This is a genomic window from Sphingomonas ginkgonis (assembly GCF_003970925.1).
In the GTDB taxonomy this organism is placed as follows: domain Bacteria; phylum Pseudomonadota; class Alphaproteobacteria; order Sphingomonadales; family Sphingomonadaceae; genus Sphingomicrobium; species Sphingomicrobium ginkgonis.
The window spans coordinates 411595-436583 of record NZ_RWJF01000001.1; the positions used below are offsets into that span (position 1 = coordinate 411595).

The following is a 24989-nucleotide window of genomic DNA, read 5'->3' on the forward strand; positions in this document are numbered from 1 at the left end:
GGCTAGACCGGCAGCCCGCGCAGGAGCAGCGGGAGGTCGCCCGAGGTGCCCCGGGCTTCCGCCATCATCCGGTCCTTGATGGGCGCAACCCGGTCGATGACGCTCATTCCCAGTCGGCGGATCGCGGACGCGGTCCGGCCGGGAATACTGTAGACTCGGGTCAGGCTATCGGTCGCCATCGCGACGCTGAGCGAATCGAGGCTGCGCCAGCGCTGATAGCGGTCGAGCAGCTGGCGATCGCCGAGGTCGAGTCCGAGCCGCGCCCCCTCGACCAGCACCTGCGCGAGCGCCGCGGCATCGCGAAAGCCGAGGTTCACGCCCTGCCCGGCGATGGGGTGAATGCCGTGGGCCGAATCGCCGACCAGCGCCAGCCGCCGGTCCGTGATCCGCGCGGCATGGTGGAAGCCGAGCGGGTAGGTCGAACGTGGCGAGAGCATCTCGACGGCACCCAGGAAGCCGCCCATCGCCCGGTGCACCTCGGCCGCAAAGTCGGCGTCGGACAGCGACAGCCAGCCTTCGGTGTCCTGCCGCGGCACCGACCACACCAGCGCCGACCGGTGCCGGCCATCGCGATCGTTCATCGGCAGCAGCGCAAAGGGACCGGACGGAAAAAAGATTTCCCACGCGATATTCTCGTGCGGCTCTTCGTGCGCGAAGGTCGAGACGATCGCCGAATGATCGTAGCGCCAGCGAGCGAAGCGGATCCCGGCCTGCTCGCGGGTGGGCGAGCGACGGCCCTCGGCGGCGACGAGCAGCGGCGCGCTGAGCTGGCGACCATCCTGCAGCGACACGGTGACGCCATGCTCGGCGCGCTCGACCCGCGCCGGACTCGCCTTCCACATCAGCCAGAGATGGCGACCGACTTCTGCCCGGGCGCGGAGCGCGGCGCGGAGCTGCCGATTTTCGTACATGAAGCCGAGTGGCTCATCGTCGTCCGCGTCCGGGGCGAAGGTCAGCCCGCCAGGCTGAAGCCCGTCGGCGACCTTGATCGCGCGGATGGGGCATCCCGCTTCCGCGAAATGCTCCGACACGCCGGTGACGTCGAACATCCGCCGGCTCGAGGAGGAGACCGCACTGGTGCGTCCATCGAACCCAGCCGCGCCCTGCTGCTCGGGATCGGCAGGATCGACCACGATCGCCGACAATCCGCTCGCGTCGAGCGCGGCGGCGAGCGACAGGCCGACCAGCCCGCCGCCGAGAATGATCACGTCCGCACGGTCCATGGCCTCCCTCTGTCACCCCGGACGCGGCGACGCAATCCGGCCACAGCCCGGCGCTCGCGATCGCTGGCTCGCCGCTCATCCTTGACCCCCGAGTCCGCCGCAAGGCATTGTGACGCCACGAGTTGGGGAGGGATGGTGATGGCGACCGCAGCAGCGCGGCTACGCAAAGGCGAGATGGCGAAGGACCTCGGGCCCGACTGGCGCGAGCGGCTGTCCGATTCGCTTCGCCAGTTCGCGATCCGCGTGTGGGGCGCCGTCCTGCTCGCGCTCAGCATCGCCGGCGCGGTCGCGCTCGCGACCCACTCGACCGTCGACCCGAGCTTCTCCACCGCCGCCGGGGGTCCGCCGCTCAACTGGCTGGGGTCGCCGGGCGCCTACGCCAGCGACCTGCTCCTTCTGCTGTTCGGCCCGGGCGCCGCGCTGTTCCTCCCGGTGATCGGGCTGGCCGGAGTCCGGCTGATGCGGATGGAACCGACTGGACGCATCGGCCGTGCCCTGCTGGTCGTCGCCGCGGGCGTCCTGCTGATCGGCCTGGCGCTTGGGCTCACCGCCGGCTCCGCCGTGTCAGGGCTTCCCGCCGGCTGGGGCGGCGCGCTGGGGCTAGCGGGGGCGAACGGCATCGACGCCGGGCTCGACCGGATCTCTAATCCGGGCATCGCCGGCCCGGTACGGCTGGCGCTGATTCTCCTGCTCGGCGTTGCCGGGCTGACGCTGGCCTTCTTTTCGCTAGGTCTTCGCTCGGAGGAAAAGGGCTGGTTTGCCAGCCTGTTCCGCCGCGCCCCCCGCGATGTAGAGGCCAAGCCGCGCCGGACCGAGGCGCCGCGCGAGCGCGCCGGTCGTGCCGCGGCGGCGGCCGAGCCGCCCCGCTCGCGACCTGCCGTTTCCGTCGCCGAGCCCGCCCCGCCGGTGGCGAGCGCCCGCGGCAAGGGCGAGAAGAAGGGCAAGGGCCAGCAGACCAGCCTCGCGCTCGGCGACAATTACCAGCTGCCCGGACTCTCGCTTCTCGCGCCGATCCCCGACAGCGGGGCGACCAAGGTCGATAAGGCAGGTCTCGAGCGCAACGCCCGGCTGCTCGAAAGCGTGCTCGAGGACTTCCATGTCCGCGGCGACATCGTCGAGGTCCGGCCCGGGCCGGTCGTCACCATGTACGAGCTCGAGCCCGCGAGCGGGATCAAGGCGAGCCGGGTCATCCAATTGGCGGACGATATCGCCCGCAACATGTCGGCGCTCTCCGCCCGGGTCGCCACCATCCCGGGTCGAAGCGTGATCGGGATCGAGCTGCCCAACCCCAAGCGCGAGACCGTCTCGCTGTCCGAGCTGATCGCCAGCGACATGTTCGAAGACCAGAACATGTCCCTGCCGCTGATCCTCGGCAAGAATATCGCCGGCGATCCCGTCATTGCCGATCTGGCACCGATGCCGCACCTGCTCGTCGCCGGGACCACCGGCTCGGGCAAGTCGGTTGGGCTCAACGCCATGATTCTCTCGCTGCTCTACCGGCTGAACCCCGACGAGTGCCGGATGATCATGATCGATCCCAAGATGCTCGAGCTCAGTGTCTACGATGACATCCCGCATCTCCTCTCGCCGGTGGTGACCGAGCCGGCGAAGGCGATCCGCGCGCTGAAGTGGACCGTGGAGCAGATGGAGGAGCGCTACCGGATGATGGCGAGCCTCGGCGTCCGGGCGTTGAAGAGCTTCAACGACAAGGTCCGCGAGGCCAAGGCGAAGGGCGCCAAACTCGGTCGCCGGGTGCAGACCGGCTACGACGCAGACAGCGGCCAGCCGCTCTACGAGACGGAGGAGCTCGACTATGAGCTTCTGCCGCAGATCGTGGTCGTGGTCGACGAACTCGCCGACCTGATGATGACCGCCGGCAAGGAGGTCGAGTTCCTCATCCAGCGCCTCGCCCAGAAGGCGCGGGCAGCCGGCATCCACCTTATCATGGCCACCCAGCGGCCGTCGGTCGACGTCATCACCGGGGTCATCAAGGCCAATCTGCCGACCCGAATCAGCTTCCAGGTGACAAGCAAGATCGACAGCCGCACCATCCTCGGCGAGCAGGGCGCCGAGCAGCTGCTGGGCAAGGGCGATATGCTCTACATGGCGGGTGGCAAGCAGATCATCCGCGTCCATGGCCCGTTCGTCAGCGACGAGGAGGTTCGCGCAGTCGCCGAGCATTGGCGCGGCCAGGGCGTTCCCGACTATATCCAGGCGGTCACCGAGGAGCCGGAGGACGGCGGCTATCTGCTCGACGGCGCCCCGATCGGCGAGGACGACCCGGAAACCAGCCTCTACCGCAAGGCGGTGCAGGTGGTGGCCGAGAGCCAGAAGGCGTCGACCAGCTACATCCAGCGCCAGCTTCGGATCGGCTATAACAGCGCGGCCCGGCTGATCGAGCAGATGGAGAAGGAAGGAAAGGTCAGCCAACCCGACCATGTGGGCCGGCGCGAGGTGCTGATCGACACCGATGGCCACCCGCTCTGAGGCTGAACGGTCCGGAACCGCCGGGTTCAGGACGCATTCAATCCGCTCGGCCCAACGCTCGGCCAAGCTATTTTCCGGGAGTTTCCTGATGATTTCCACCCGCACCCTGGCGCGGGCGCTTGCCCCGGTTGCGGTCTTCGCCGCCGCCAGCCCGGCCGCCGCTGCGCCGTCCCCCGCGTTGGCACAGGTCCAGCAATCGCTTGCCGCCACCCAGTCGATGACCGCCGCTTTCCGCCAGACCGACGGCAAGGGTCAGACGCTCGCCGGGACGCTGGCGCTCAAGCGGCCCGGCAAGATCCGTTTCGCTTACGGCGGCGGGGCGGACGCGCTTCTCGTTTCCGACGGCGCGACGCTCCACTATCTCGATTATGACGTCGGGCAGCACAGCAAGTGGCCGATCGGCAAGTCACCGCTCGCCATTCTCCTCGCCACCAACCCCGATCTGGCGCGGATCGCCACAATCCTGCCCAGCGACAGCCGTGTCGTCCTCGTCCGGGCGCGCGACGCCCGTCGGCCAGAGTTCGGGACGCTGGTGCTCGCCTTCAGCAAGTCGGCCGGGGCGCCAGGCGGGCTGCTGCTGGAGGGCTGGAGCGCGATCGACGCGCAGAACAAGCGGACCACGGTCAAGCTCGACAACCAGCGATACAACGTCGCGGTGCCGGAGAGTGCCTTTTCATTCACGGAGCCGAAAAAACGGTAGCCTGCGGCTACCGTTCACCTGAGGGTCAGCTAACTGCTTCTATTTCAAAGGTGATCATCAGGCACCTGAGGTTTCCCCCTGTTACTTGGGTCCGGTGATCACCTCGCGTGACGAACGCTTGGTCGGCCCTCGCTCCATGCCCCCGGAGCGGGGGCCTTTGCGTATCCGGGCCCCGGGGCGCTAGGGGAGCCAAGTGACGCTCAAGATCGCCAGCTGGAACATCAACTCGGTTCGCGCCCGCGCACCGATCGTCGAGCGGTTGCTTGACGAGGAGCAGCCCGACATCCTTTGCCTGCAGGAAACCAAGGTGATGGACGGCATCTTCCCGGGCGACCTGTTCCGCAGCCGTGGATATGTCCACCAGCTGCTCAACGGCCAGAAGATGCACCACGGAGTTGCGATCCTCAGCCGGGTGCCGCTCGCCGACCATGGCAAGCACGACTGGCAGGACAATGGCGAAGCCCGCCACGTCGGTGCCCGGCTGCCCGGCGGGCTCCGGCTCGAGAATGTCTACATTCCGGCCGGCGGCGATGTCCCGGACCGCGAAAAGAATCCCAAATTTGGCCAGAAGCTGGACTTTGTCGAGCGGATGACCCGCTGGTCGGAGAAGTTGGCTGAGCCGACTTTGATCGTCGGCGACTTCAACATTGCGCCGCTCGAATGCGACGTGTGGAGCCACAAGGCCCTGCTCGACATCGTCAGCCACACCCCCATCGAGGTGGAGGCGCTGGGGCGGTTGCAGGACGCGCACGGCTGGGTCGACCTCGGCCGCCGCCACATCCCCGCACCGGAACGCAACTTCACCTGGTGGAGCTACCGGGCGATCGACTGGGCGGCGAGCGACCGGGGCCGCCGACTCGACCATATGTGGTGCTCGCCCGAGATCGCCGAGCGTACCCGCAGCCACCGCGTGCTCGAGTCCTGCCGCGGCTGGGAGCGGCCCTCAGATCATGTCCCGCTGATCCTCGAGATTGACGCTTGAGCGAGGTGCCGGCCGCGCTTGCCGCGCTCCGTTCGGGTCGCCCGGTCGGCGTCGGCGCGCTGACCATCCTGGCGGTCGAGACCGCCGGTGATGCAATGCTGGCACTGCTAGACTCGGACCGGACCGCACCTGCCGTCATCAGCCACGAACGCGCTGCGGCGCTCAGCCTCGCCAATGAGATCGCCGGCGCCAGTGGTGCCCCCGTGCGGGTTGGACGGAGCGACTGGCTCGGCGCCGACGAGGTGCGCGCGCTCGCCGATCCTGCCCGCGACATGAACCGCTTCCTGGCCGGTCCGCTCGAGGTCGCCGCCGCGGAGCCGGTGGAGGAGGCCGCTGCCGCCCTGCTGCTGTGCCGGCTCGCCGGCGTGCTCCCGGCGATCTGGCTGGTCGATGCCGAGGTACCCGTACGGGTCACTCCAGCCGAGGTCGTCTCTGCCGCCCGCCGCGGCCGGGCGGAGATCGTTGCCCGCGCCCGCCTGCCCATCGCCGGGCTCGACCAGACGCAGATGGTCGCTTTCCGTGCGCCCGACGACGGCAGCGAGCATGTCGCATTGATGGTGGGGGCGCCCGGCGGCCGGCCGCCGCTCGTCCGGCTCCACAGCGAGTGCCTTACCGGCGACGTGTTTGGCTCCCTCAAGTGCGACTGTGGGCCGCAGCTTCACGAGGCGCTCCGGCTGATCGCCGCCGATGGAGGCGGGATCCTCCTGTACCTGCGCCAGGAAGGACGTGGGATCGGGTTAGCCAACAAGCTGCGGGCCTATGCGCTGCAAGACCGCGGTCTCGATACGGTCGAAGCCAATCGCCGGCTCGGCTTCCCCGACGATGCCCGCGACTATGCGCTCGCCGCGGCGATGCTCCGCACGCTTGGATTTGACCGGGTCCGCCTTCTCACCAACAACCCGAACAAGCTGGCCGGGCTTGCCGCCGAGGGGATCGAGGTGGTGGAGCGGGTTGCTCACCATCTTCCCGCCAACCCGCACAATGCCGACTATCTCGCGACCAAGCGCAAGAAGAGCGGCCACCTGGTCTAATCCTCGAAGAAGGCCGTCCCGACCCGCAGCACCGTGGCGCCCAGCATCATTGCGGTCGGAAAGTCCGCGCTCATGCCTATGCTGAGTCCACCGACGTCATGCCGCCGCGCCAGCTTCGCCAGCAGCGCGAAGAAGGGGCCAGGCTCCGGCTCGGCTGGCGGAATGCACATCAGCCCGGCCAACGGCAGCGGAGTCGCACGGACCTGCTCGAGGAAGGGGGCCAGCGCGGCAATGGCGACTCCGCCCTTCTGCGGTTCGTCACCGATGTTGACTTGGACGAAGGTCTCCGGCGCGCGCCCCGCCACCTTGGCCTCGCGAGCAAGGGCGGCAAGTAGCGACGGCCGATCGAGCGAATGGATGGCGGAAAAGAGGCGGACTGCGGCCTCGGCCTTGTTTGATTGAAGCTGGCCGATCCCATGCAGCCGGACGTGCGGGAAGCGCTCGAGCAGCGGCGGCCACTTGGCCTCGGCTTCCTGCACGCGGTTCTCGCCAAACTCTGACTGGCCGGCGTCGATCAGGGCCTCGATCGCTGCGGCATCGCGCGTTTTCGACACGGCCACCAGCCGGATCGCCTCCGGGTCGCGCTGGGCTACGTCGGCCGCTCGCGCGATCTGGTCGAGGATCCTCTGCCGGCGAAGGGAAGCGCTGCTCATGGCGCCGCGCTATAGGAAAGGCGATGCCCACCCGCCAGCACCAGCGATGGCTGTTCACCGATCCGCGGCTCGAACCGCTGGAACCCGTTCTCGCCCGGCTGCCGCGCGGGGCGGGCGTGGTCGTGCGCCATCACCACCTGCCGCCCGCCGAGCGGCGCCGGCTGCTCGACCGCCTCGCCCGGGTTGCGCGGCGGCGCGGCTTGCTGCTGGTCGATGAGGCGCGAGGTCAGGTCGCGCGAATCCATGACTGCCGCGAGCTTCGCCGGGCACTCGGCCGCAACGTCCCGCTGATCTTCGTCAGTTCGCTCCATCGGACCCGTTCGCATCCCGAGCGGACGCCACTGCCGCGGATGCGCGCGGCGACATTGGCGCGGCTCGCCGGCGGTCGCGCACTGGCGCTTGGCGGGATGGACGCACGCCACTATCGGCGCGTGGAACGGCTGGGGTTCAATGGCTGGGGAGCGATCGACGCGTGGCGCGTCAGAACTTGAACGCGGTCCCGATGTAGACGGCCTGGCTGTCGCGCCGCTCGTCGCTCAGCGCGACACGGTCGCGCTCGACCTTGTAGCGAACGCCGCCGGTCAGCGAGAGGCGCTGGCTCAGGCGATAATCGGTGCCGAGGTCGACGGCGTAGTTCTGCTGGTCGCCGAGCGCGACGGCCTGCTTGCCCGTGCTGCGGTCGGCGCTGGCGGCGATCCGCGGGGTGAAGCGGTTGAGGTTGTAGCTGACCCCGAGCACCGCGCCCTCGCGGCTCCCGAGCGCCGGGTTGGGCGCGCTCGAGCGGGCGACGTCGCCGGACACCGCGAAACGCTTCCAGCCCACCGCGACGCCAAGATTGTAGCTGGCTGGAGTCAAGGCAGTCAGGCCGGTATTGAGCGGCGCGTTCATGTCGCGGCCACGGACCACCTCGGCGGGGGTCTGAGCCCGGGCACGAATCGCGACTCGCAGCTGCGACGGCCGGCCTCGCGCCGCGCTCGGCGTAAAGTGGAAATCACCGGCCATGGTCGGTCGATTGGCAAAGCTGGCGGCTAGCCGGGGATCGCCCTGCGCCGGCGTGAACGTCGCAAACCGGTCGAAACTGAAGGAGATAGCGGGCGCGCGGGCCTTGATCGCGGCCGGCGCGGCAAGCGCGATCGCCGACGGCAGCAGAAGTCCGGCCGCGCCCAGCGCAGCTCCGATCTTCCAGCCTTTGGCGACCCGCATGGACACCGAACAAACCCTCCCTGTCGAATGGATATAGCGCCGCGAAACTTAATGTTCCACGACCGGATGGAATCTCCTGCCGCTGTTGCAAGGAGTCCTCATGAGCGTTCGTCCGACCCGGCTTGCGGGCGCTTGCGGCGTCCGGCGCCCCCTCTATAACGCCGGAGCAAATTCCCCAGCGTGAGAGCTCCACATCATGGCCAGAATCCACCTCGCCGCCGCCGCGATGATCCCGCTGGCGCTCGCCGCCGCCGGCTGCGCCCGCAACCGCGCACTGCCGAACCGGCTGGCGCCCGCCCGGATGACGTCGATCGGCGTCAATTCCTACCTGTGGCGCGCCGCGATCGACACGGTGAGCTTCGCCCCGCTGCTTCAGGCCGACAGTAACGGCGGCGTGATCGTCACCGACTGGTACAGCCAGCCGTCAGCACCGGGCGAGCGGGTCAAGCTGACCGTCTCGATCCTTGACCAGGACCTTCGCGCCGATGCGCTGCGCGTCGCCGCCACCCGCCAGGTCAACCAGGGCGGTGCCTGGGTCGACGCGCCGGTCAGCGCCGCGACGGTGCAGAAGCTGGAGGATATCATTCTGACCCGCGCCCGCGACTTGCGGCGCAGCGCGGTCGCCGGCTGACCGGAGAGGAACGTCCATGACCGACCGCTTCGACCCGGCGGCTAGCGACCGCCGCTGGCAGGAGCGTTGGGAGGCCGAGGAAAGCTTCCGCGCCGACAGCGCGAGCCCCAAACCCAAGTCCTACGTGCTGGAGATGTTCCCCTACCCGTCGGGGCGCATCCACATGGGCCACGTCCGCAACTACACGATGGGCGACGTGCTCGCCCGTTACCGGCGGATGCAAGGCATGGAAGTGCTCCACCCGATGGGGTGGGACGCGTTCGGCATGCCGGCCGAGAATGCGGCAATGGAGCGCAAGGTCCATCCCGGCGACTGGACCCGCGCTAACATCGCCACCATGCGCGACCAGCTGAAGCGGATCGGCTTTGCCCTGGACTGGAGCCGCGAGCTCGCCACCTGCGAGCCCGACTATTATGGGCACGAGCAGGCTCTGTTCCTCGACCTGTTCGCGGCCGGGCTGGTCACTCGCAAGGAAAGCGAGGTCAACTGGGATCCGGTCGACATGACCGTGCTCGCCAATGAGCAGGTGATCGACGGTCGCGGCTGGCGTTCCGGCGCGCTGGTGGAGCGGCGCAAGCTCAGCCAGTGGTTCCTCAAGATCACCGACTTCGCCGAGGAACTGCTCGACGGGCTCGGTTCGCTCGACCAGTGGCCGGACAAGGTGCGGCTGATGCAGGAGAACTGGATCGGCAAGAGCCGCGGCCTGCAGTTCCGCTTCCGGTTGGCCGACAACAGCGGCGACATCGAGGTCTTCACCACCCGTCCCGACACCATCTTCGGGGCGAGCTTCGTTGCCATTTCGCCCGGTCACCCGATTGCCGAGGCACTCGCCGCGGCGCGACCCGACGTCGCCGAGTTCGTCGCCAAGGCGCGCGCCGGCGGGACCAGCGCGGCAGAAATCGAGACCGCGGAGAAGCTCGGCTTCGACACTGGCATCGAGGTTGTTCATCCGCTCGACTCAGGCTGGCGCCTGCCGGTCTGGATCGCGAACTTCGTGCTGATGGACTATGGCACCGGCGCGCTGTTCGGCGTTCCGGCGCACGACGAGCGGGACCATGACTTCGCCACCAAGTACCGCCTGCCGATCCGGCGGGTCGTTGCGGGCGACATGGCGGCGGCGTCGGACCCGGTCACCGCGGCCGAAACCGGCCACGGCGTGGCGGTTAACTCGCGGTTTCTCGACGGTCTCGCGAGCGCCGAAGCTGCCGCCGAAGTGATTCGCCGCGCCGAGACCGCCGGCTGGGGCGAGGGTAAGACCCAGTACCGCTTGCGCGACTGGGGCGTGTCGCGCCAGCGCTACTGGGGCACCCCGATCCCGATCATCCACTGCGAAGCCTGCGGCGCGGTGCCAGTGCCGCGCGACCAGCTTCCCGTGGTCCTGCCCGAGGACGTCAGCTTCGATGTTCCAGGCAACCCGCTCGACCGCCACGATGGATGGCGACTGGTGCCCTGCCCGAGCTGCCGCGCCCCCGCCCGCCGCGAGACCGACACGCTCGACACCTTCGTCGATTCCAGCTGGTACTTCATCCGCTTTGCCAGCCAGCCCAAGGACCAGCCGTTCGACCGGGCCGAGGCGGAGCAATGGCTGCCGGTCGGCCAGTATATCGGCGGGGTCGAGCATGCGATTCTCCACCTCCTCTACGCTCGCTTTTGGACTCGCGCGCTTGAGCGGATTGGCCGTCTCGGGGTCGCCGAGCCGTTCAAGGGCCTGTTCACGCAGGGAATGGTCACGCACGAGACCTACCGCGCCGGCGACGGCAGCTGGCTCAGCCCGACCGAGGTCCGCCGCGACGGGGACGACTGGGTTCACATCGAAAGCGGCGCGCCCGTGACCTCCGGCCGCGTCGAGAAGATGTCCAAGTCGAAGAGAAATACGGTCGATCCCGAGCCGATCCTCGCCCGCTACGGGGCCGACGCGGTGCGCTGGTTCATGCTCTCCGACTCCCCGCCCGAACGCGACCTCGAGTGGTCGATCGGAGGGATCGAGGGCGCTGCGCGCTTCGTCCAGCGGGTCTGGCGGCTGGTTCAGGCGACGGGATCGGGGAACGGCGAGGACCTGGCGCTGCGCCGCAAGCTCCACCGCACCATCGTCGCGGTCGGCGAGGCGATCGAGGGGTTGCAGTTCAACAAGTCGGTCGCCGCGCTCTACGAGCTCACCAGCGCGATCGAGAAGGCCGGCCCGTCTGCCGATCGGGACGCGGCGGTCCATACCCTCGTTCGGCTCGTCGCGCCGATGGCGCCGCACCTCGCCGAGGAAGCGTGGGCGGCGTTGGGCGAACCCGGGATGGTTGTCGACGCGGAATGGCCGGAGCATGATCACGCGCTGCTGGTGGAGAATGAAGTGACCGTGGCGGTGCAGGTCAATGGCAAGCTGCGCGACACGCTCACCGCCCCGCGTGGTGCGGCGCGCGAGGACCTTCAGGCGATGGCGCTCGGCAGCGACAAGATCGCCCGGCTGCTCGACGGCGGAACGCCGCGCAAGGTCATCGTGGTTCCCGACCGCCTGGTGAACATCGTCCTGTGAGGTCGGTCCTGTTCCTTTCGCTCGCCGCGGCGCTGCTTTCGGGCTGCGGGCTCCAGCCGCTCTATGGCGGGGGCAGCGCCAACCCGACAGTGGCGGCGCTTCGGACCATTGCCGTCGACCCGATGCCCAATCGCAGCGGCTGGCTGATGCGCAATGCGCTGTTCGACCGGCTGGGCAATGGTGAGGGTGCGGCGAGCTACCGGCTGCACGTCGAGCTCGACGACAATCTCAGCCGCTTCGGCATTCGCTCCGACCGTGCCGCGACCCGCGAACGGCGGACGCTGCGCGCCCGCTATCAGCTGATCGACAGCGCCACCGGGACGACGGTGCTCGACGCGACTGCCGGCAGCGACGCTGGCCTCGACGTCGTCAGCAGCGAATATGCCACCGTCGCGGCCGAGCAGACCGCACTCGAGAATCTGACGCAGGTGGTTGCCGACCAGATCGTCGCCCGGCTCAGCCTGTTCACCGCGCGCACGGGTGGCGCAGGCCGCCGGTGAAGGCCGACCGAAAGCGGCTCGGCGAGGCGCTCGACCGTCCGGACCCGGCGATTCGCTTCTACCTGTTCCACGGCGACGACGGCTCCACCTCGCGCGCACTCGCGGACCGGCTCCTGAAGGGCTGCGCGGCCGAGAAGGCGCCGCTCGCCGCGGCCGAACTCCGCTCTGATCCGGCCCGATTGGTGGACGAGGCGCAGGCGATCGGCCTGTTCGGGGGAGCGCGGTTGCTGTGGATTGAACCCGCGGGTGAGGAATGCGCCGCCGCCGTGACGGCCCTGCTCGACGCGCCCGCAGCCGAAAGTGCGACGGTCGCGATCGCCGGCAAGCTCCGCAAGGGGTCGGCGCTGCTCAAGCTGGCGGAGGGAGCCAAGACCGCTCTCGCCCATGTCAGTTATGAGCCGTCCGCGCGCGATGCCGATCAGGCGATATTGGCGCTCGCGGCATCGGTCGGCCTGCGCATCCGCCCCGACGTGGCCCGCCGAGTGGCGCAGGCCACCAACGCCGATCCGCTCGTCGCGCGGCAGGAACTGACCAAGTTCGCGCTCTATCTGGATGCCACCCCGGGCGCTCCCAAGGATCTCGGCCATGACACGGTCGATGCGGTCGGGGTCGACGCCAGCGAAGGCGAAGGTAGCCGCGCGGTCGACCTTGCGCTGACTGGCTCGACCGTTGCGCTCGTGGCCGAGCTCGACCGGCTTGAGGCTGGGAGCCTCGAGGCGATATCCCTCCTCCGCGCGCTGCAGCGCCGGCTTCTGCTGCTCGCCCCCTTGCACGCTCGCGTTCAAGGAGGTGAGAGCGTCGATTCGGTGCTTGCAACGCAGAAGCGCACGCTCTTCTGGCGCGACTTCGACGCGATCGCGCCGATGCTGCGCCTGTGGAATGCCGACAAGCTCGCTCAGCTAGGTGAGCGGCTTGCCCAGCTCGAGTGTAACCTGATGCTCCAGCCGATCCCCACAGATGCGTCGCTGGGCGAAGAGATAGTAGCGATTGCCCGCGCAGCCGCTCGGCGCTGAGTTCAGATCGTTTCGCCGGACAGGCGCTGGCAGATCATGTCGAGCTGATCCAGATTGGAGTAGGCCAGCGTCACCGTTCCGCCCTTCGCTCCATGGGTCAGCTTGACCTTGAGTCCGGTCACGTCCCCAAGCTGCCGTTCCAACGCGACAAGGTCAGCATCCGCCGAGCCGCCGCCGGTTCGACCAGCGCCTTTCGGCTGCTCGCCGCCCGGCCGCACCTGCTTGGCCAGTGCCTCCGCTTGTCGCACCGACAGACCCTTCTCGATGATCTCGCGGGTCAGCGCCTCAGGATCAGCCGCCGCGGCGACCGCCCGGGCATGCCCCATGTTGATCTCGCCGTTCATCAAGGCCTTCTGGACGAACTCGGGAAGATCGAGCAATCTCAATAGGTTAGTGACGTGGCTACGCGACTTGTGGACGAGCGCGGCGACGTCTTCCTGGCGATGGCCGTACGTAGTGATTAACGCCTTGTAGCCCTGCGCCTCTTCCAGCGCATTGAGATCGTCGCGCTGAATATTCTCGATCAGCGCGACTTCGGCCGTGGCGGCATCGTCCATCTCTCGGACGATTGCCGGGATGCGGTGCAGTTGCGCGCGCTGGGCAGCCCGCCAACGCCGCTCACCGGCGATGATCTGGTAGGTACCACCAGCTGCCAGCCGCACGAGAATGGGCTGGAGCACGCCGCGAGCGCTGATCGATTGGGCGAGCTCGGCAATGCTCTCCTCGTCGAACTGTCGTCTTGGCTGGTTCGGGTTCGGCCGAATGGAGGCAATCTCAATCTCGCGTGGACCGGCTCGATCTTGGGGGGCCGCATCGGGATCCGGACGCCCTTGCTCCTCCAGGAGGGCAGACAGTCCGCGGCCGAGCCCCATGCCAGGCTTGCGCAGGCTCATGCCGCTTCCGCCGGGCGCGGCAACCGGCCCATCAACTCGCGGGCAAGCTTCACATAGGCCTCGGATCCCGGGCACTTAAGGTCGTAGATCAAGGCTGGGAGGCCATGGCTCGGCGCTTCGGAAAGACGGACGTTTCGCGGCACCACTGTTTCGAACACGGCGGTGCCGAGACAGGCGCGCACATCGTCGGCGACTGCCTGACTCAGGTTGTTGCGGCGATCAAACATCGTCAGTGCAACACCAAGAATGCCAAGGTCATCGTTGAAGCGGACCCTGATCCGCTCAACCGTCTGCAGCAACTGGCTTAGCCCCTCGAGTGCGAAGAATTCGCACTGGAGCGGCACCAGCAAATGCTTGGCCGCAACTAGCGCATTCACGGTAAGCAGGCCCAGAGAAGGTGGGCAGTCGATGAGGCAGATGTCCCATCGGCCGGCAGGCGATCGATCGAACGCATCGGCAAGCCGGTGAGTCCGACGCTCGAACTCGACCAATTCTATCTCGGCTCCCGAAAGATCCTGGGTGGCGGGCAGTAGGTCAAGCCGTGGAACACGCGTCGGCATCACCGCTTCCGCAATACTCGCCTCTCCGATCAGTACGTCATAACTGCTTCTCTCGCGAACAGATTGGCCGACGCCGAGCCCCGTCGAGGCGTTGCCTTGTGGATCGAGGTCGACCAGCAGTACCTTCCAGCCGACTGCGGCCAGTGCCGTCGCCAGGTTCACCGCAGTGGTCGTCTTACCGACCCCACCCTTTTGATTCGCGATGGCGACGCGGATCATCTCTTCCCTCCCCGGAAACGCGGACGAACCCCACTCGCGACAACGATCAGCGATTCAGTGCTGGTCAGGCTGGGCTCGAACCGGAAATCACCTTGCCACGCTTGCCGCGCCTCTTCCACTTCGATCTTTGCTCCACGCCCCTTGGGCAGGATCCACAGTGTCTCTGGTGCGGCAAGCTGCCATGCGGCGGCGAACAGATTGGACAGCGAGGCCACTGCTCGCGCCGTGATCGTAGAATATGGTCCACTGACTCCCTCGACCTTGCCGGTTACGATCTCAAGATTGTCGAGGCCAAGATCATGCTTCACCTTGGTCAAGAAGGCGGTGCGGAGCGGCCGAGGTTCAACGAGAGTTGTTGGTTCGTTCGTCAGGATCGCGGTAACAACGCCAGGGAGTCCAGCGCCAGATCCAATGTCCAGCCACGTCCGAATAAGTGGCGAAGAAAGTCGAACCAGCTGTGCGCTATCGAGCAGATGTCGAGACCAAACCTCTGCGACACTGCTCTTCGCGATTAAGTTTTGGCGCTTGTTTTCGTCGACAAGCAGCCGGACGTATTCGTTCAACTGCTTCCATGTTTCACGTGAAACATCACGCCCGCTTGCTGCGGCGAAAGCCTCAATCATGCCGCAGCGCGAACAAGCGCTACGTTCAAGGCAGATAATGCCGCCGGCGTGATGCCCGGTATGCGCGAAGCCTGCTCGAGATTGTCCGGGGACGCAGATGCAAGACGTTCAACCATCTCTCCAGAGAGACCTGGAACCGCTCGGTACGCAAAGCCTAACGGTATAGGCAGCTTTCGATCACTCTGGACCTGCTCCCACTCGCGCTTCTGGCGATCGAGGTAAGGTGCATAGAGCGCGTCGGCGGCGCCTTCCGGCGTGTCTGACCAGGTCGGAGAAGCTCGCGAAGTCAAATGCCTTTCGATAAGTTTGCGTCGTTCAACGCTAATGCACGCGGCATCGATTGCTGTCGTCCCCAGACGAGTAGTGGCATTATCCGCGCGTAAGGCCAGTCGATACTCAGATCGAGCTGTCATCATTCGGTACGGCTCACTGACGCCTTGAAGTGTCAGATCATCAATCATGACCCCAATGTAGCTGCTGGTTCGATCAAACAGCACCGGAGCCAGGTCGCACCCGACTGCAGCAGCATTCAGCCCCGCCACTAAGCCTTGCCCTGCGGCCTCCTCGTACCCAGTGGTGCCGTTGATCTGCCCAGCGAGGAACAGGCCTTTCAGACCCTTCACGCTCAACGTAGAATCAAGGCGCCGCGGATCAACGAACTCGTACTCAACTGCGTAACCCGGCTTGCTGATTTGAACTCGCTCAAGCCCTTCAATCGTCCGGAGGAACTTCCTCTGGATTTCAATTGGAAGTGAAGTGGATACTCCATTCGGATACACGGCGTGGTTCGTTAGACTTTCAGGCTCCAGAAAAATCTGGTGGCTGTGGCGATCTCCAAATCGCTGCACCTTATCCTCAATGGATGGACAGTATCGAGGCCCCCTTCCCCCAATAGCGCCTGAGTATAGCGGAGATCGGCTCTTCGCTGAACGGATGACCTCGTGCGTATGTTCGTTAGTCCGGGTGACTGCGCAACTCAGCTGCGGATTGTCGTTGGGCAGTGAAAGGAACGACATCGACCAGTGGTCGGCATCGCTATGCTGAGATTCCAGGCGCGCCCAATCGATCGTGCGTCCATCCAGCCGAGGTGGCGTACCCGTTTTTAGCCGACCCTGCCCGAGGCCGATCTCACGCAGCCGCGCGGAGAGTGCATGAGCGGACTTCTCCCCCGTTCTTCCCCCCACAAGGGTCTGCTCCCCGATGAAGAGTCGGGCGGACAGGAAAGTGCCCGTTGCAATTACTAAGGCATGCGCATTCAGAATCGTGCCGTCGCTTAGTTTCACGCCGCGCAATCGATCCGATGCGAAAACGAGGTCAGTCGCCTCGCCTTCGATCAGTCGAACACCACTTTGGCCAACCATCTCGCGAATGGCTGACGCATAGACACTCCGATCCGCTTGCACGCGCGGACCCCATACTGCCGGCCCCTTCGAGCGGTTCAGCATGCGTCGGTGAATAGCCGCCCGGTCGGCCGCTCTTGCCATTAACCCATCGAACACGTCCAATTCGCGAACGAGGTGCCCCTTGCCCACCCCGCCGATCGACGGGTTGCAGGACATCTGCCCGAGGTTTGCCCGGTCGAAGCTCAGAAGCGCCACTCGGGCGCCTCGACGTGCCGCCGCGGTGGCGGCTTCGCAGCCGGCGTGACCGGCGCCAATTACGATAACATCGAACATATCGACCATAATTCGAGTCGCCTTTGGACCCCTAACGCGCCCGGGGGGATGCCGGTGCTTTAGAGGAAATCAACCCGATGTTCCACGTGGAACATCATTTGCCGAGGCAGAAGCGGGTGAAGAGGGCGTCGAGCATGTCTTCGATCCCTACCTGGCCGGTGAGGTGGTCGAGCGCGCGGAGGGTAGCCCGGAGTTGTTCGGCGAGGAGGAGAAGGTCGCTGCTCGGTGATGCCAGGGCGTCCTCGGCATCGGCGAGGCAATCGCGCTGGCGGCGGTTGAGGGCGATCTGGCCTTCGTGCGGCAGGAGGGTCGATGCGCGGGTGCGCACCTCGGCCATGAGGTCGGTGAGGCCAGCGCCGGTCAGTGACGAGACCGGCAGACCGACCGCGGATTGTTCGAGATCTGCCTTGGGGGCGACCAGGATCAGCTGGTCATGGATCGGAGCATCCGACGCATCTCCAAGCCAGAGCAGGATGTCGGCACCCGCGGCCTCGGCCTCGGCCCGCGCCACCCCGATCCGCTCGACCGGATCGTAGGTGTCGCGCTGCCCGGCGGTGTCGACCAGCGTGAACGCCACGCCGCCGAGCGCCAGCGGCACCTCGATTACGTCACGGGTGGTCCCGGCAATCGCCGTTACGATCGCCCGCTCGCTCCCTGCCAGTGCGTTGACCAGGCTCGACTTGCCCGCGTTGGGCGGACCCGCGACAACCAGCCGGATACCCTCGCGCAGCTTTTCGGCGGATGGACGGTCCAGCCAAGACCGCCACTCCCGCACCAGCCCTTCCGCCTCGCACCGCAAAGGCTCGAGATCCGTCCGGGTCTCCTCCTCCTCGTCGACATAGTCGATCGCCGCTTCGGCCTGCGCCGAGAGGTTCACCAGCCGCTCGCGCCAGCCGCGGATCGCGGCACCGAGGGTTCCGTCGGCGAGCGCCAGCGCCTGGCGTCGCTGGGTCTCGGTCTCGGCCTCGAGCAGGTCGGCGAGCCCCTCCGCCGCGATCAGGTCGACCCGGCCGTTCGCCAGCGCCCGGCGCGTGAACTCGCCCGGCTCGGCCAGTCGGGCAAGGCCCGTCGCACCGAGCGCCGCGAGCACCGCGTCGACGACCGCGCGGCCACCATGGCAATGCAGCTCGACGCAATCCTCTCTGGTTGCGCTCGCCGGCGCATCGAAGCGGAGCAACAACGCCTCGTCCAGCTTCTGCCCGGCGGCGTCACGCAGCCAGCGCAGCGCGGCGAGACGCGGCGGTGGCAACTCCCCCGCCAGCGCACGGGCCGAATCATGCGCGGCGGGGCCGCTGATCCGGATAATGGCGATCGCCGCCGGCGGCCGTCCGCTCGCCAGCGCGTAAATGGTGTCGGCGGCCACTAGCCGAGGCCGAGGACGGGCGCGACATTGTGCCAGCCTTCCCAGATCATCTTCAGCGCGACGTAGACGATCACGACCAGCCCGACATACGCGATCCAGCGATAGCGCTCGATGAAGCGGGCGATGATGTTGGCGGCGACGCCCATCAGCGCGACGGCGACGATCAGCCCGACGATGAGGATGCCGGGATGCTCACGCGCGGCGCCGGCGACCGCCAGCACATTGTCGAGGCTCATGCTGACGTCGGCGACGGCAACGGCCCAGGCGGCCGCGGCGAAGCTCTTGGCCGGGCGCATGCCGCTATGCTCATCGCCCTCGATCTCGACGCTGCCAGGACTCTCCCCCGCCGCCGCGCGCAGCTCGCGCCACATCTTCCACGCGACCCACAGGAGGAGGAAGCCGCCCGCGAGCACCAGCCCGACGATCCGCAGCAGCTGGCTGACCACCAGCGCGAAGGCGATCCGCAGCACCAGCGCGGCGAGCACGCCGATGACGATGACCTTGCGCCGGTCCGCGGGCGGCAGGCCGGCGGCGAGCGCGCCGACGACGATCGCATTGTCCCCCGCCAGCACGAGGTCGATCATCAGGACCTGGAAGAAAGCGGCGAGCGCCGCCGGCTCGTTCAAGCGCGAGAAGTCGGCCACGATGTGGCCCCAGATCGCGGCCGGGCCGCCAAGCCCCGGCGCCGCCGCCGTCGTCGCTGCGGCCATCAGATCAAGCACGTGGATCCCCTCTCGTCACGGCAGCCGACCGGCGACCGGCACCGGGCCCCGCTTAACGGAGAGAGGGCCACCGGCTCAAGCCATGTGGCGCGGAACCCACGGGAGGGTCGCCGGCCAAGCCGGCGAAATCCCGCTAAGCTATTGATTCATTGAGGCAAAAAAGTCCTCGTTGGACTTTGCGTCCTTCATCTTGTCGAGCAGGAACTGCATCGCGTCGACCGTTCCCATCTGCATGAGGATGCGGCGCAGCACCCACATCTTCGACAGGATGCCCTGCTCGACCAGCAGCTCCTCCTTGCGGGTGCCGGATTTGCCGACGTCGAGCGAGGGGAAGATGCGCTTGTCGGCGACCTTGCGGTCGAGCACGATTTCGCTGTTGCCGGTACCCTTGAACTCCTCGAAAATAACCTCGTCCATCTTGGAGCCGGTGTCGATCAGCGCGGTGGCGATGATCGAGAGCGAGCCGCCCTCCTCGATGTTGCGGGCGGCGCCGAAGAAGCGCTTGGGACGCTGCAGCGCGTTGGCGTCGACACCGCCGGTCAGCACCTTGCCCGACGAGGGCACGACCGTGTTGTAGGCGCGGCCAAGGCGGGTGATCGAGTCGAGCAGGATCACCACGTCCTTCTTGTGCTCTACCAGCCGCTTGGCCTTCTCGATCACCATCTCGGCGACCTGGACGTGGCGGCTGGCGGGCTCGTCGAAGGTGGAGGAGACGACCTCGCCCTTCACCGAGCGCTGCATGTCGGTGACTTCCTCGGGCCGCTCGTCGATCAGCAGGACGAGGAGGAAGACCTCCGGGTTGTTGTCGGTGATCGCCCGCGCGATGTTCTGCAGCAGGACGGTCTTGCCGGTCCGCGGCGGGGCGACAATCAGCGCGCGCTGGCCCTTGCCGAGCGGGGCGACGATGTCGATCACCCGCGCGCTCTTGTCCTTGATGGTCGGGTCGAGCGTGTCGAGGCGCAGCTTCTCGTCCGGGTAGAGCGGCGTCAGATTGTCGAAGTTGACCCGGTGGCGGACCGCCTCGGGATCGTCGAAATTGATCTGGGTGACGCGGGTCAGCGCGAAGTAGCGCTCGCCGTCGCGGGGCGCGCGGATCTCGCCCTCGACCGTGTCACCGGTGCGCAGGCCGAAGCGGCGGACGTGGTTGGGCGCGACATAGATGTCGTCCGGCCCGGCGAGATAGTTCGCCTCGGGGCTGCGGAGGAAGCCGAAGCCGTCGTTGAGCACCTCGATGGTGCCCATGCCCATGATCTCGGCGCCGCTCTCCGCCCGGACCTTGAGGATAGAGAACATGAGGTCCTGCTTGCGCAGGGTGGAGGCGCCTTCGACGCCCATTTCCTCGGCCATGGCGACGAGGTCGGCGGGGGTTTTCTGCTTGAGGTCCTTGAGATGCATGATGGTGGCTTTTGATGAAGGAGACAGGGGAGACAAGCGGGCCGGCGGCAGGACGTCGCAGGGAATAGTCGCACCGGCGATCGGGAAGAAGGGCCGGCGCGGCGCTTGTCATCGGCGTTATGGCGCGGCGGGCGCCAAGTCAATCAGGGTTCAGAACGGCTTGACGATCACCAGGGTGACGATGAGCACCGCGGCGATCCCCGGCACCTCGTTCATGATCCGCAGCGTCTTGTTCTCGAGCGGGCGGGCGCCTCCCGCGAGCTTGCGCCCATAGGCGCCCATCCAGCCTTGGTAGCCGGTCAGCGCCACCACCAGCGCGAGCTTGGCCGAGAACCAGCCCTGCCCGAATGCGCCGATGTTAAACGCCAGCAGCAGGCCGAACAGCCACACCAGCAGCATCGCCGGGGTGAGGATGATCGACCGCACCCGCTTCTCGCGCTCGATCCAGGCGCGGTCCTCGGCGGATCCGGGCGTGGTCTCGTGGTGATAAACATAGAAGCGTGGCAGGATGAACAGGCCCGCCATCCAGAAGATGACGAAGGTCAGGTGCGCGCTCTTCACCCAAGGGTAGGCGGCGCCGAGGAAGCCGACCAGATCCGATCCGTGAAAACCGTTCATGCCGCATTCCCTAGCAGCGCGAACAGCTGCTCGACATGCGCAATCGGCGTGAACTGCTGAATGCCATGGCCGAGATTGAAGATGTGGGGACGGTCCTTCAGCGCGTCAAGGACGAAGCGGACCGCGCGCTCGAGCGGCTCGCCGCCGGCGATCAGCGCGAGCGGGTCGAGATTGCCCTGGACCGGAAGCCCGGGCGGGAGCGCCGCGTCCGCCCAGCGCGGGTCGACCGTCTCGTCCAGCCCGAGCGCGTCCACCCCCGTTTCGCGGGCGTAGGCGGGGAGCTTGCCGCCGGCGCCCTTGGGAAAGCCGATGATCGGGGTTCCGGGGCAGCGCTCGCGGACCGCGGCGACGATCCGCGCGGTCGGGGCGATCACCCACTGCTCGAACTGCAGCGGCGAGAGGCTGCCCGACCAGCTGTCGAACAGCTGGACCGCGTCGACCCCGGCCGCGACCTGGCCGGCGAGATAGTCGACCGTCGCCTGCTCGATCGCGGCGATGATCGCGGCGAACCGCGCCGGGTCACGATAGGCGAGGCTGCGCGCCTCCTCCTGGTCACGGCTGCCCTGCCCCGCGACCATGTAGGTGGCGACGGTCCAGGGGCTTCCTGCGAAGCCCAGGAAGGTGGTCGCGGGGTCCAGCGCGGCCCTGACCTGCCGGACCGTCTCGTAGATCGCCTGGAAGCGCTCAGGGGCCGGCTGGAAGCCGTCCAGCGAGGCATCCTTGAGCGGCGGAGCGAGCCGCGGCCCCTCGCCGGCGACGAAGCTCAGCTGCTGACCGAGCGCGTGCGGGACGATCAGGATGTCGGAGAAGAGGATCGCGGCGTCGAGCGGGAAGCGGCGGAGCGGCTGGAGCGTGATCTCGGCCGCGGCGGCGGGGTCATAGACCATGTCGAGGAAGCCGCCCTTGTCGGCCCGGAGTGCGCGGTACTCGGGGAGGTAGCGCCCGGCCTGGCGCATCATCCATACCGGCGGGGGGTCGAGCCGCTCGCCGCGGAGCACGCGCAGGAGGGGCTTGGCAGCGCTCGCCAGGCTGGTCGGATCGCTCGGCGGCGGGGCCACCCTTATCTCCTCTTATTTAAAGAATAGTAGGATTGAGATTGTTGTTGGGCGTCGGGGCGCGGGGTTTAGGCGCGGCTCCCGGCTTTGCCAACAGCGGGCGGGAATCGGCGACTCGTTGAGTCGGCGCGAGTCGCGCGGCGACTCCCTCGTGATTCACAGGCTGTGGGCTGAATCGACCGGCTGGGCATGAATCGCGGGACGACTGGGGACGGATTGGGGGCAAAGCGCCGGTTTGGAGCGCCCACCGATTCCCGCTAGCGAACGTCTCGGGATATTCCACAGGAACGAACATGGAACTTCTGCTCGCCTCGACCAGCCCGATCCGCGCCGAGCTGCTGGCGGCTGCGGGGGTCGGCTTCCGGGCGGTCGCGCCGGGGGTCGACGAGGCCAAGCTCAAGGACGGGTACCATGGCGCGGCGGCCGACCTCGCCACCCGGCTCGCCGAGGCCAAGGCGCTCGGGGTCAGCGCCGGCGAACCCGACGCGCTGGTGATCGGCAGCGACAGCCTGGTCGAGGTGGACGGCCGGCGCGTCTCCAAGCCGCGCGACCGGGCCGAGGCGGAGGAGCATCTCCGCTTCTTCGCCGGCCGGACGATGGAACTCACCAGCGCGGCGGTGCTCGCGCGCGGCGGCGCGATCCGCTGGCGCCACGCGGAGACGGTGCGGCTCCAGGTCCGGCCGCTCGGCGACGCCTTCATCCGCGACTATCTCGCCGCCGAGTGGCCGGCGGTCGCCTATTGCGTCGGGGTGTTCCGTTTCGAGGGGCTGGGGGTGCAGCTGTTCGAGGCGGTCGAGGGAAGCCATTTCTCGGTCCTCGGACTGCCCCTGCTGCCGCTGCTCGGCGCGCTCCGGGCGGAAGGAGTGCTGGCGTCATGACGGCGGCGTGGCGGCGATGATCCGGCTGGCGCTCACCGGCTTGATCGGCATGGGCAAATCGACCGTCGCGGCGATGTTCGCGCGGCACGGCGTGCCGGTGTTCGACGCCGACGCGGCGGTCCACGCGCTGCAGGGCGTCGGCGGCTCAACGGTCGCCCCGATCGAGGCGCGCTTCCCCGGCACGACGCGGGACGGAGCGGTCGACCGCGCCCGGCTCGCCGCCGCGGTGCTCGGCAAGCCCGACGAGCTCGCCGCGCTCGAGGCGATCGTCCATCCCGCGGTGCTCCTCGCGCGCGAATCCTTCGTCGCCGCGCACCGGGACTCGCCCGCGCTGCTGTTCGACATCCCCCTCCTGTTCGAGACCGGCGGCGAGCGGGCGTTCGACAAGGTGATCGTCGTCTCCTCCCCGGCGGAGCTGCAGCGCCGGCGGGTGCTCGGCCGGCCGGGGATGAGCGAGGCCAAGCTCGCCGCGATCCTCGAGCGGCAGACGAGCGACGCGGACAAGCGCGCGCGGGCCGATTTCGTGGTCGACACCAGCGGCAGCCTCGCCGCGACCGAAGCCCAAGTGGAGCAAATCCTGGCTTGCCTGAGTCTCGCTCAAGGCGCATGATTCCGGGCATGCGCGAGATTGTGTTCGACACGGAAACGACGGGCGTGAACCCGGCGTCGGGGGACCGCATGGTCGAGATCGGCTGCATCGAGCTGGTCAACCGGGTCGAGACGGGGCGCCACTTCCATGCCTATTTCAACCCCGAGCGATCGATGCCGAGCGAGGCGGAGGCGGTCCACGGCCTGTCCGCCATCTTCCTCTCGGACAAGCCTCGCTTCCACGAGAAGGCGGAGGAGCTGCTGCTGTTCATCGGCGATTCCCCGCTAGTCGCGCACAACGCGGGGTTCGACTTCTCTTTCCTCAACGCCGAGCTCGAGCGCTGCGGGCGCGACCCGGTCTGCCTGTCGCGGATGATCTGCACGCTGGTGATGGCGCGCGGCAAGCATCCCGGCGCCAAGCACAGCCTCGACGCCCTGTGCAGCCGCTTCGGGGTCGACCGGTCGCAGCGGGTCAAGCATGGCGCGCTGCTCGACGCGCAGCTGCTCAGCCAGGTCTATGTCGAGCTGACCGGCGGCCGGCAGATCGGGCTGGGACTGGTCGCCGACGCCGGGGTTCGGGCGGACTCCGCCGCGGCGACGGCCGGCGATCCGGCGCGGCGCCCCGTCCGGCCACCGCGTCCCCACGCGGCGAGTGTTGAAGAATTGCAGAAGCACGCCCAGTTCGTCGCCGGACTTACCGAGCCCTTGTGGCAGCGCTTTGGCTCCAGTGCAGGCGTGTCGGTTCACTGAGGCGGTCGGATCGGTGGTCCGCCGCCGCTGACATCTGAGGAAGAAAGCTCATGGACGTTCGTGTTGCAGGTCACCAGGTGGAGACCGGGGGCGCGCTGCAGGACCATGTTGGTCGGCGCATCAACGCCATGGCGGACAAATATTTCGCGCGCGCGATCGGCGCCAACGTGACCTTCGGCAAGGGCCCGCACGACAATGGCTTCACCTGCGACATCGTCGCCCCGGTGAACCAGGGGATCGTGCTCAAGGCCTCGAACCGGGCGGGCGACGCGCACGTCGCCTTCGACGGCGCGGCCGACAAGATCGAGCGGCAGCTGCGCCGCTACATGGCCCGCCTGCGCGAGCGCGGCGGCGGCGCCAACGGCGCGGCGCGCGACGAATTCGTCGAGAACGCCAGCTACACCATCTTCGCCTCGCCGGTGATCGAGGAGGAGGAGCCGGTGATCGAGCATCCGCCGATCGTCGCCGAGACCCGGGTCGACATCCCCGACGCCAGCGTCAGCGACGCGGTGATGATGATGGACCTGCGCAATACCAACGCGCTGCTGTTCCGCAACAGCAAGACCGGCGCCCACAACATGGTCTACAAACGGGACGACGGCACGATCGGCTGGGTGGAACCTCGCACCGCCTGACCATTTACATTTGTTGCAGTAACTGATTGTAGGCGCCGCCCCGTGGCGGGCGGTTGAGAGTGCGTCC

Annotated in this window: 25 protein-coding genes; 13 read left to right on the forward strand and 12 right to left on the reverse strand. The window is 67.6% G+C overall.

The window, feature by feature from the left end; all coding sequences use genetic code 11:
• Positions 1–2: 2 nt before the first annotated feature.
• On the reverse strand, positions 3–1223 hold the full coding sequence (locus tag HMF7854_RS02035; RefSeq protein WP_126717580.1) for an FAD-dependent monooxygenase: 1221 nt from the start codon (positions 1221–1223) through the stop codon (positions 3–5).
• 138 nt (positions 1224–1361) lie between these two features.
• Between HMF7854_RS02035 and HMF7854_RS02040 the strand changes: the two genes are divergently transcribed.
• From HMF7854_RS02040 to ribA, 4 genes are all read left to right on the forward strand, one after another.
• Positions 1362–3710 (forward strand): FtsK/SpoIIIE family DNA translocase, encoded by a 2349-nt coding sequence (locus HMF7854_RS02040; protein ID WP_420822356.1) that lies wholly within the window; start codon positions 1362–1364, stop codon positions 3708–3710.
• An 88-nt stretch (positions 3711–3798) separates the two neighbouring features.
• Positions 3799–4410 carry a LolA family protein gene (locus HMF7854_RS02045; protein ID WP_126717581.1) on the forward strand — a complete coding sequence of 204 codons (612 nt, stop codon included), beginning with the start codon at positions 3799–3801 and terminating at the stop codon, positions 4408–4410.
• A gap of 193 nt (positions 4411–4603) precedes the next feature.
• On the forward strand, positions 4604–5392 hold the full coding sequence (locus HMF7854_RS02050; RefSeq protein ID WP_126717582.1) for an exodeoxyribonuclease III: 789 nt from the start codon (positions 4604–4606) through the stop codon (positions 5390–5392).
• Positions 5393–5397: 5 nt separating this feature from the next.
• Positions 5398–6423: a GTP cyclohydrolase II gene (gene ribA, locus HMF7854_RS02055; RefSeq protein ID WP_338056344.1), complete on the forward strand. Its 1026-nt coding sequence runs from the start codon at positions 5398–5400 to the stop codon at positions 6421–6423.
• Here the strand turns inward: ribA and HMF7854_RS02060 are convergent.
• Positions 6420–7076 carry a YggS family pyridoxal phosphate-dependent enzyme gene (locus HMF7854_RS02060; RefSeq protein ID WP_126717583.1) on the reverse strand — a complete coding sequence of 219 codons (657 nt, stop codon included), beginning with the start codon at positions 7074–7076 and terminating at the stop codon, positions 6420–6422. The genes ribA and HMF7854_RS02060 overlap by 4 nt on opposite strands.
• Positions 7077–7099: 23 nt before the next feature.
• Here HMF7854_RS02060 and HMF7854_RS02065 point away from each other — a divergent pair, with 23 nt between their 5' ends.
• On the forward strand, positions 7100–7567 hold the full coding sequence (locus tag HMF7854_RS02065; protein ID WP_126717584.1) for a mutator mutT family protein: 468 nt from the start codon (positions 7100–7102) through the stop codon (positions 7565–7567).
• Here the strand turns inward: HMF7854_RS02065 and HMF7854_RS02070 are convergent.
• Positions 7557–8279 carry a porin gene (locus tag HMF7854_RS02070; protein ID WP_126717585.1) on the reverse strand — a complete coding sequence of 241 codons (723 nt, stop codon included), beginning with the start codon at positions 8277–8279 and terminating at the stop codon, positions 7557–7559. The two genes, HMF7854_RS02065 and HMF7854_RS02070, sit on opposite strands and share 11 nt — an antisense overlap.
• Before the next feature lie 196 nt (positions 8280–8475).
• Between HMF7854_RS02070 and HMF7854_RS02075 the strand changes: the two genes are divergently transcribed.
• From HMF7854_RS02075 to HMF7854_RS02090, 4 genes are read left to right on the forward strand one after another with little or no spacing between them, the layout of a single operon-like run.
• Positions 8476–8910: a DUF3576 domain-containing protein gene (locus tag HMF7854_RS02075; RefSeq protein ID WP_126717586.1), complete on the forward strand. Its 435-nt coding sequence runs from the start codon at positions 8476–8478 to the stop codon at positions 8908–8910.
• Positions 8911–8926: 16 nt separating this feature from the next.
• Positions 8927–11434, forward strand: a complete 2508-nt coding sequence (leuS, locus tag HMF7854_RS02080; protein WP_126717587.1) for a leucine--tRNA ligase — start codon at positions 8927–8929, stop codon at positions 11432–11434.
• Positions 11431–11934, forward strand: a complete 504-nt coding sequence (gene lptE, locus HMF7854_RS02085) for an LPS assembly lipoprotein LptE (protein WP_126717588.1) — start codon at positions 11431–11433, stop codon at positions 11932–11934. The genes leuS and lptE overlap by 4 nt, the downstream gene beginning before the upstream one ends.
• The gene (locus HMF7854_RS02090; RefSeq protein WP_126717589.1) at positions 11931–12947 is read left to right on the forward strand and encodes a DNA polymerase III subunit delta; all 1017 of its coding nucleotides are present in this window, start codon (positions 11931–11933) and stop codon (positions 12945–12947) included. The genes lptE and HMF7854_RS02090 overlap by 4 nt, the downstream gene beginning before the upstream one ends.
• A 2-nt stretch (positions 12948–12949) precedes the next feature.
• On the opposite strand, the gene HMF7854_RS02095 is transcribed toward HMF7854_RS02090, so the two are convergent.
• From HMF7854_RS02095 to hemE, 9 genes are all read right to left on the reverse strand, one after another.
• Positions 12950–13840 (reverse strand): ParB/RepB/Spo0J family partition protein, encoded by an 891-nt coding sequence (locus HMF7854_RS02095; RefSeq protein ID WP_126717590.1) that lies wholly within the window; start codon positions 13838–13840, stop codon positions 12950–12952.
• Positions 13837–14619, reverse strand: a complete 783-nt coding sequence (locus tag HMF7854_RS02100) for a ParA family protein (protein WP_126717591.1) — start codon at positions 14617–14619, stop codon at positions 13837–13839. Before HMF7854_RS02100 ends, HMF7854_RS02095 begins: the two co-directional genes overlap by 4 nt.
• Positions 14616–15242 (reverse strand): 16S rRNA (guanine(527)-N(7))-methyltransferase RsmG, encoded by a 627-nt coding sequence (rsmG, locus tag HMF7854_RS02105; protein ID WP_126717592.1) that lies wholly within the window; start codon positions 15240–15242, stop codon positions 14616–14618. The genes HMF7854_RS02100 and rsmG overlap by 4 nt, the downstream gene beginning before the upstream one ends.
• The gene (gene mnmG, locus HMF7854_RS02110) at positions 15239–16927 is read right to left on the reverse strand and encodes a tRNA uridine-5-carboxymethylaminomethyl(34) synthesis enzyme MnmG (protein WP_126717593.1); all 1689 of its coding nucleotides are present in this window, start codon (positions 16925–16927) and stop codon (positions 15239–15241) included. Before mnmG ends, rsmG begins: the two co-directional genes overlap by 4 nt.
• Positions 16928–17012: 85 nt before the next feature.
• On the reverse strand, positions 17013–18281 hold the full coding sequence (mnmE, locus tag HMF7854_RS02115; protein ID WP_126717594.1) for a tRNA uridine-5-carboxymethylaminomethyl(34) synthesis GTPase MnmE: 1269 nt from the start codon (positions 18279–18281) through the stop codon (positions 17013–17015).
• Complete coding sequence (locus HMF7854_RS02120; protein ID WP_420822371.1) at positions 18281–18991, reverse strand: YjbE family putative metal transport protein; 711 nt, start codon at positions 18989–18991, stop codon at positions 18281–18283. Before HMF7854_RS02120 ends, mnmE begins: the two co-directional genes overlap by 1 nt.
• Before the next feature lie 150 nt (positions 18992–19141).
• Positions 19142–20398 (reverse strand): transcription termination factor Rho, encoded by a 1257-nt coding sequence (gene rho / locus HMF7854_RS02125; RefSeq protein ID WP_126717596.1) that lies wholly within the window; start codon positions 20396–20398, stop codon positions 19142–19144.
• Positions 20399–20548: 150 nt separating this feature from the next.
• Positions 20549–21016, reverse strand: coding sequence for a CopD family protein (locus HMF7854_RS02130; RefSeq protein ID WP_126717597.1), 468 nt, complete (start codon positions 21014–21016; stop codon positions 20549–20551).
• Positions 21013–22074 (reverse strand): uroporphyrinogen decarboxylase, encoded by a 1062-nt coding sequence (gene hemE, locus HMF7854_RS02135; protein ID WP_275401997.1) that lies wholly within the window; start codon positions 22072–22074, stop codon positions 21013–21015. The genes HMF7854_RS02130 and hemE overlap by 4 nt, the downstream gene beginning before the upstream one ends.
• Before the next feature lie 290 nt (positions 22075–22364).
• Between hemE and HMF7854_RS02140 the strand changes: the two genes are divergently transcribed.
• From HMF7854_RS02140 to hpf, 4 genes are read left to right on the forward strand one after another with little or no spacing between them, the layout of a single operon-like run.
• The gene (locus HMF7854_RS02140) at positions 22365–22949 is read left to right on the forward strand and encodes a Maf family protein (RefSeq protein ID WP_126717598.1); all 585 of its coding nucleotides are present in this window, start codon (positions 22365–22367) and stop codon (positions 22947–22949) included.
• A 16-nt stretch (positions 22950–22965) separates the two neighbouring features.
• Positions 22966–23559 (forward strand): dephospho-CoA kinase, encoded by a 594-nt coding sequence (gene coaE / locus HMF7854_RS02145; protein ID WP_126720013.1) that lies wholly within the window; start codon positions 22966–22968, stop codon positions 23557–23559.
• An 8-nt stretch (positions 23560–23567) separates the two neighbouring features.
• A complete protein-coding gene (gene dnaQ, locus HMF7854_RS02150; protein WP_126717599.1) occupies positions 23568–24287 on the forward strand; it encodes a DNA polymerase III subunit epsilon in 720 nt (239 codons plus the stop codon).
• A gap of 50 nt (positions 24288–24337) precedes the next feature.
• Complete coding sequence (gene hpf / locus HMF7854_RS02155; protein WP_126717600.1) at positions 24338–24922, forward strand: ribosome hibernation-promoting factor, HPF/YfiA family; 585 nt, start codon at positions 24338–24340, stop codon at positions 24920–24922.
• Positions 24923–24989: the final 67 nt, after the last annotated feature.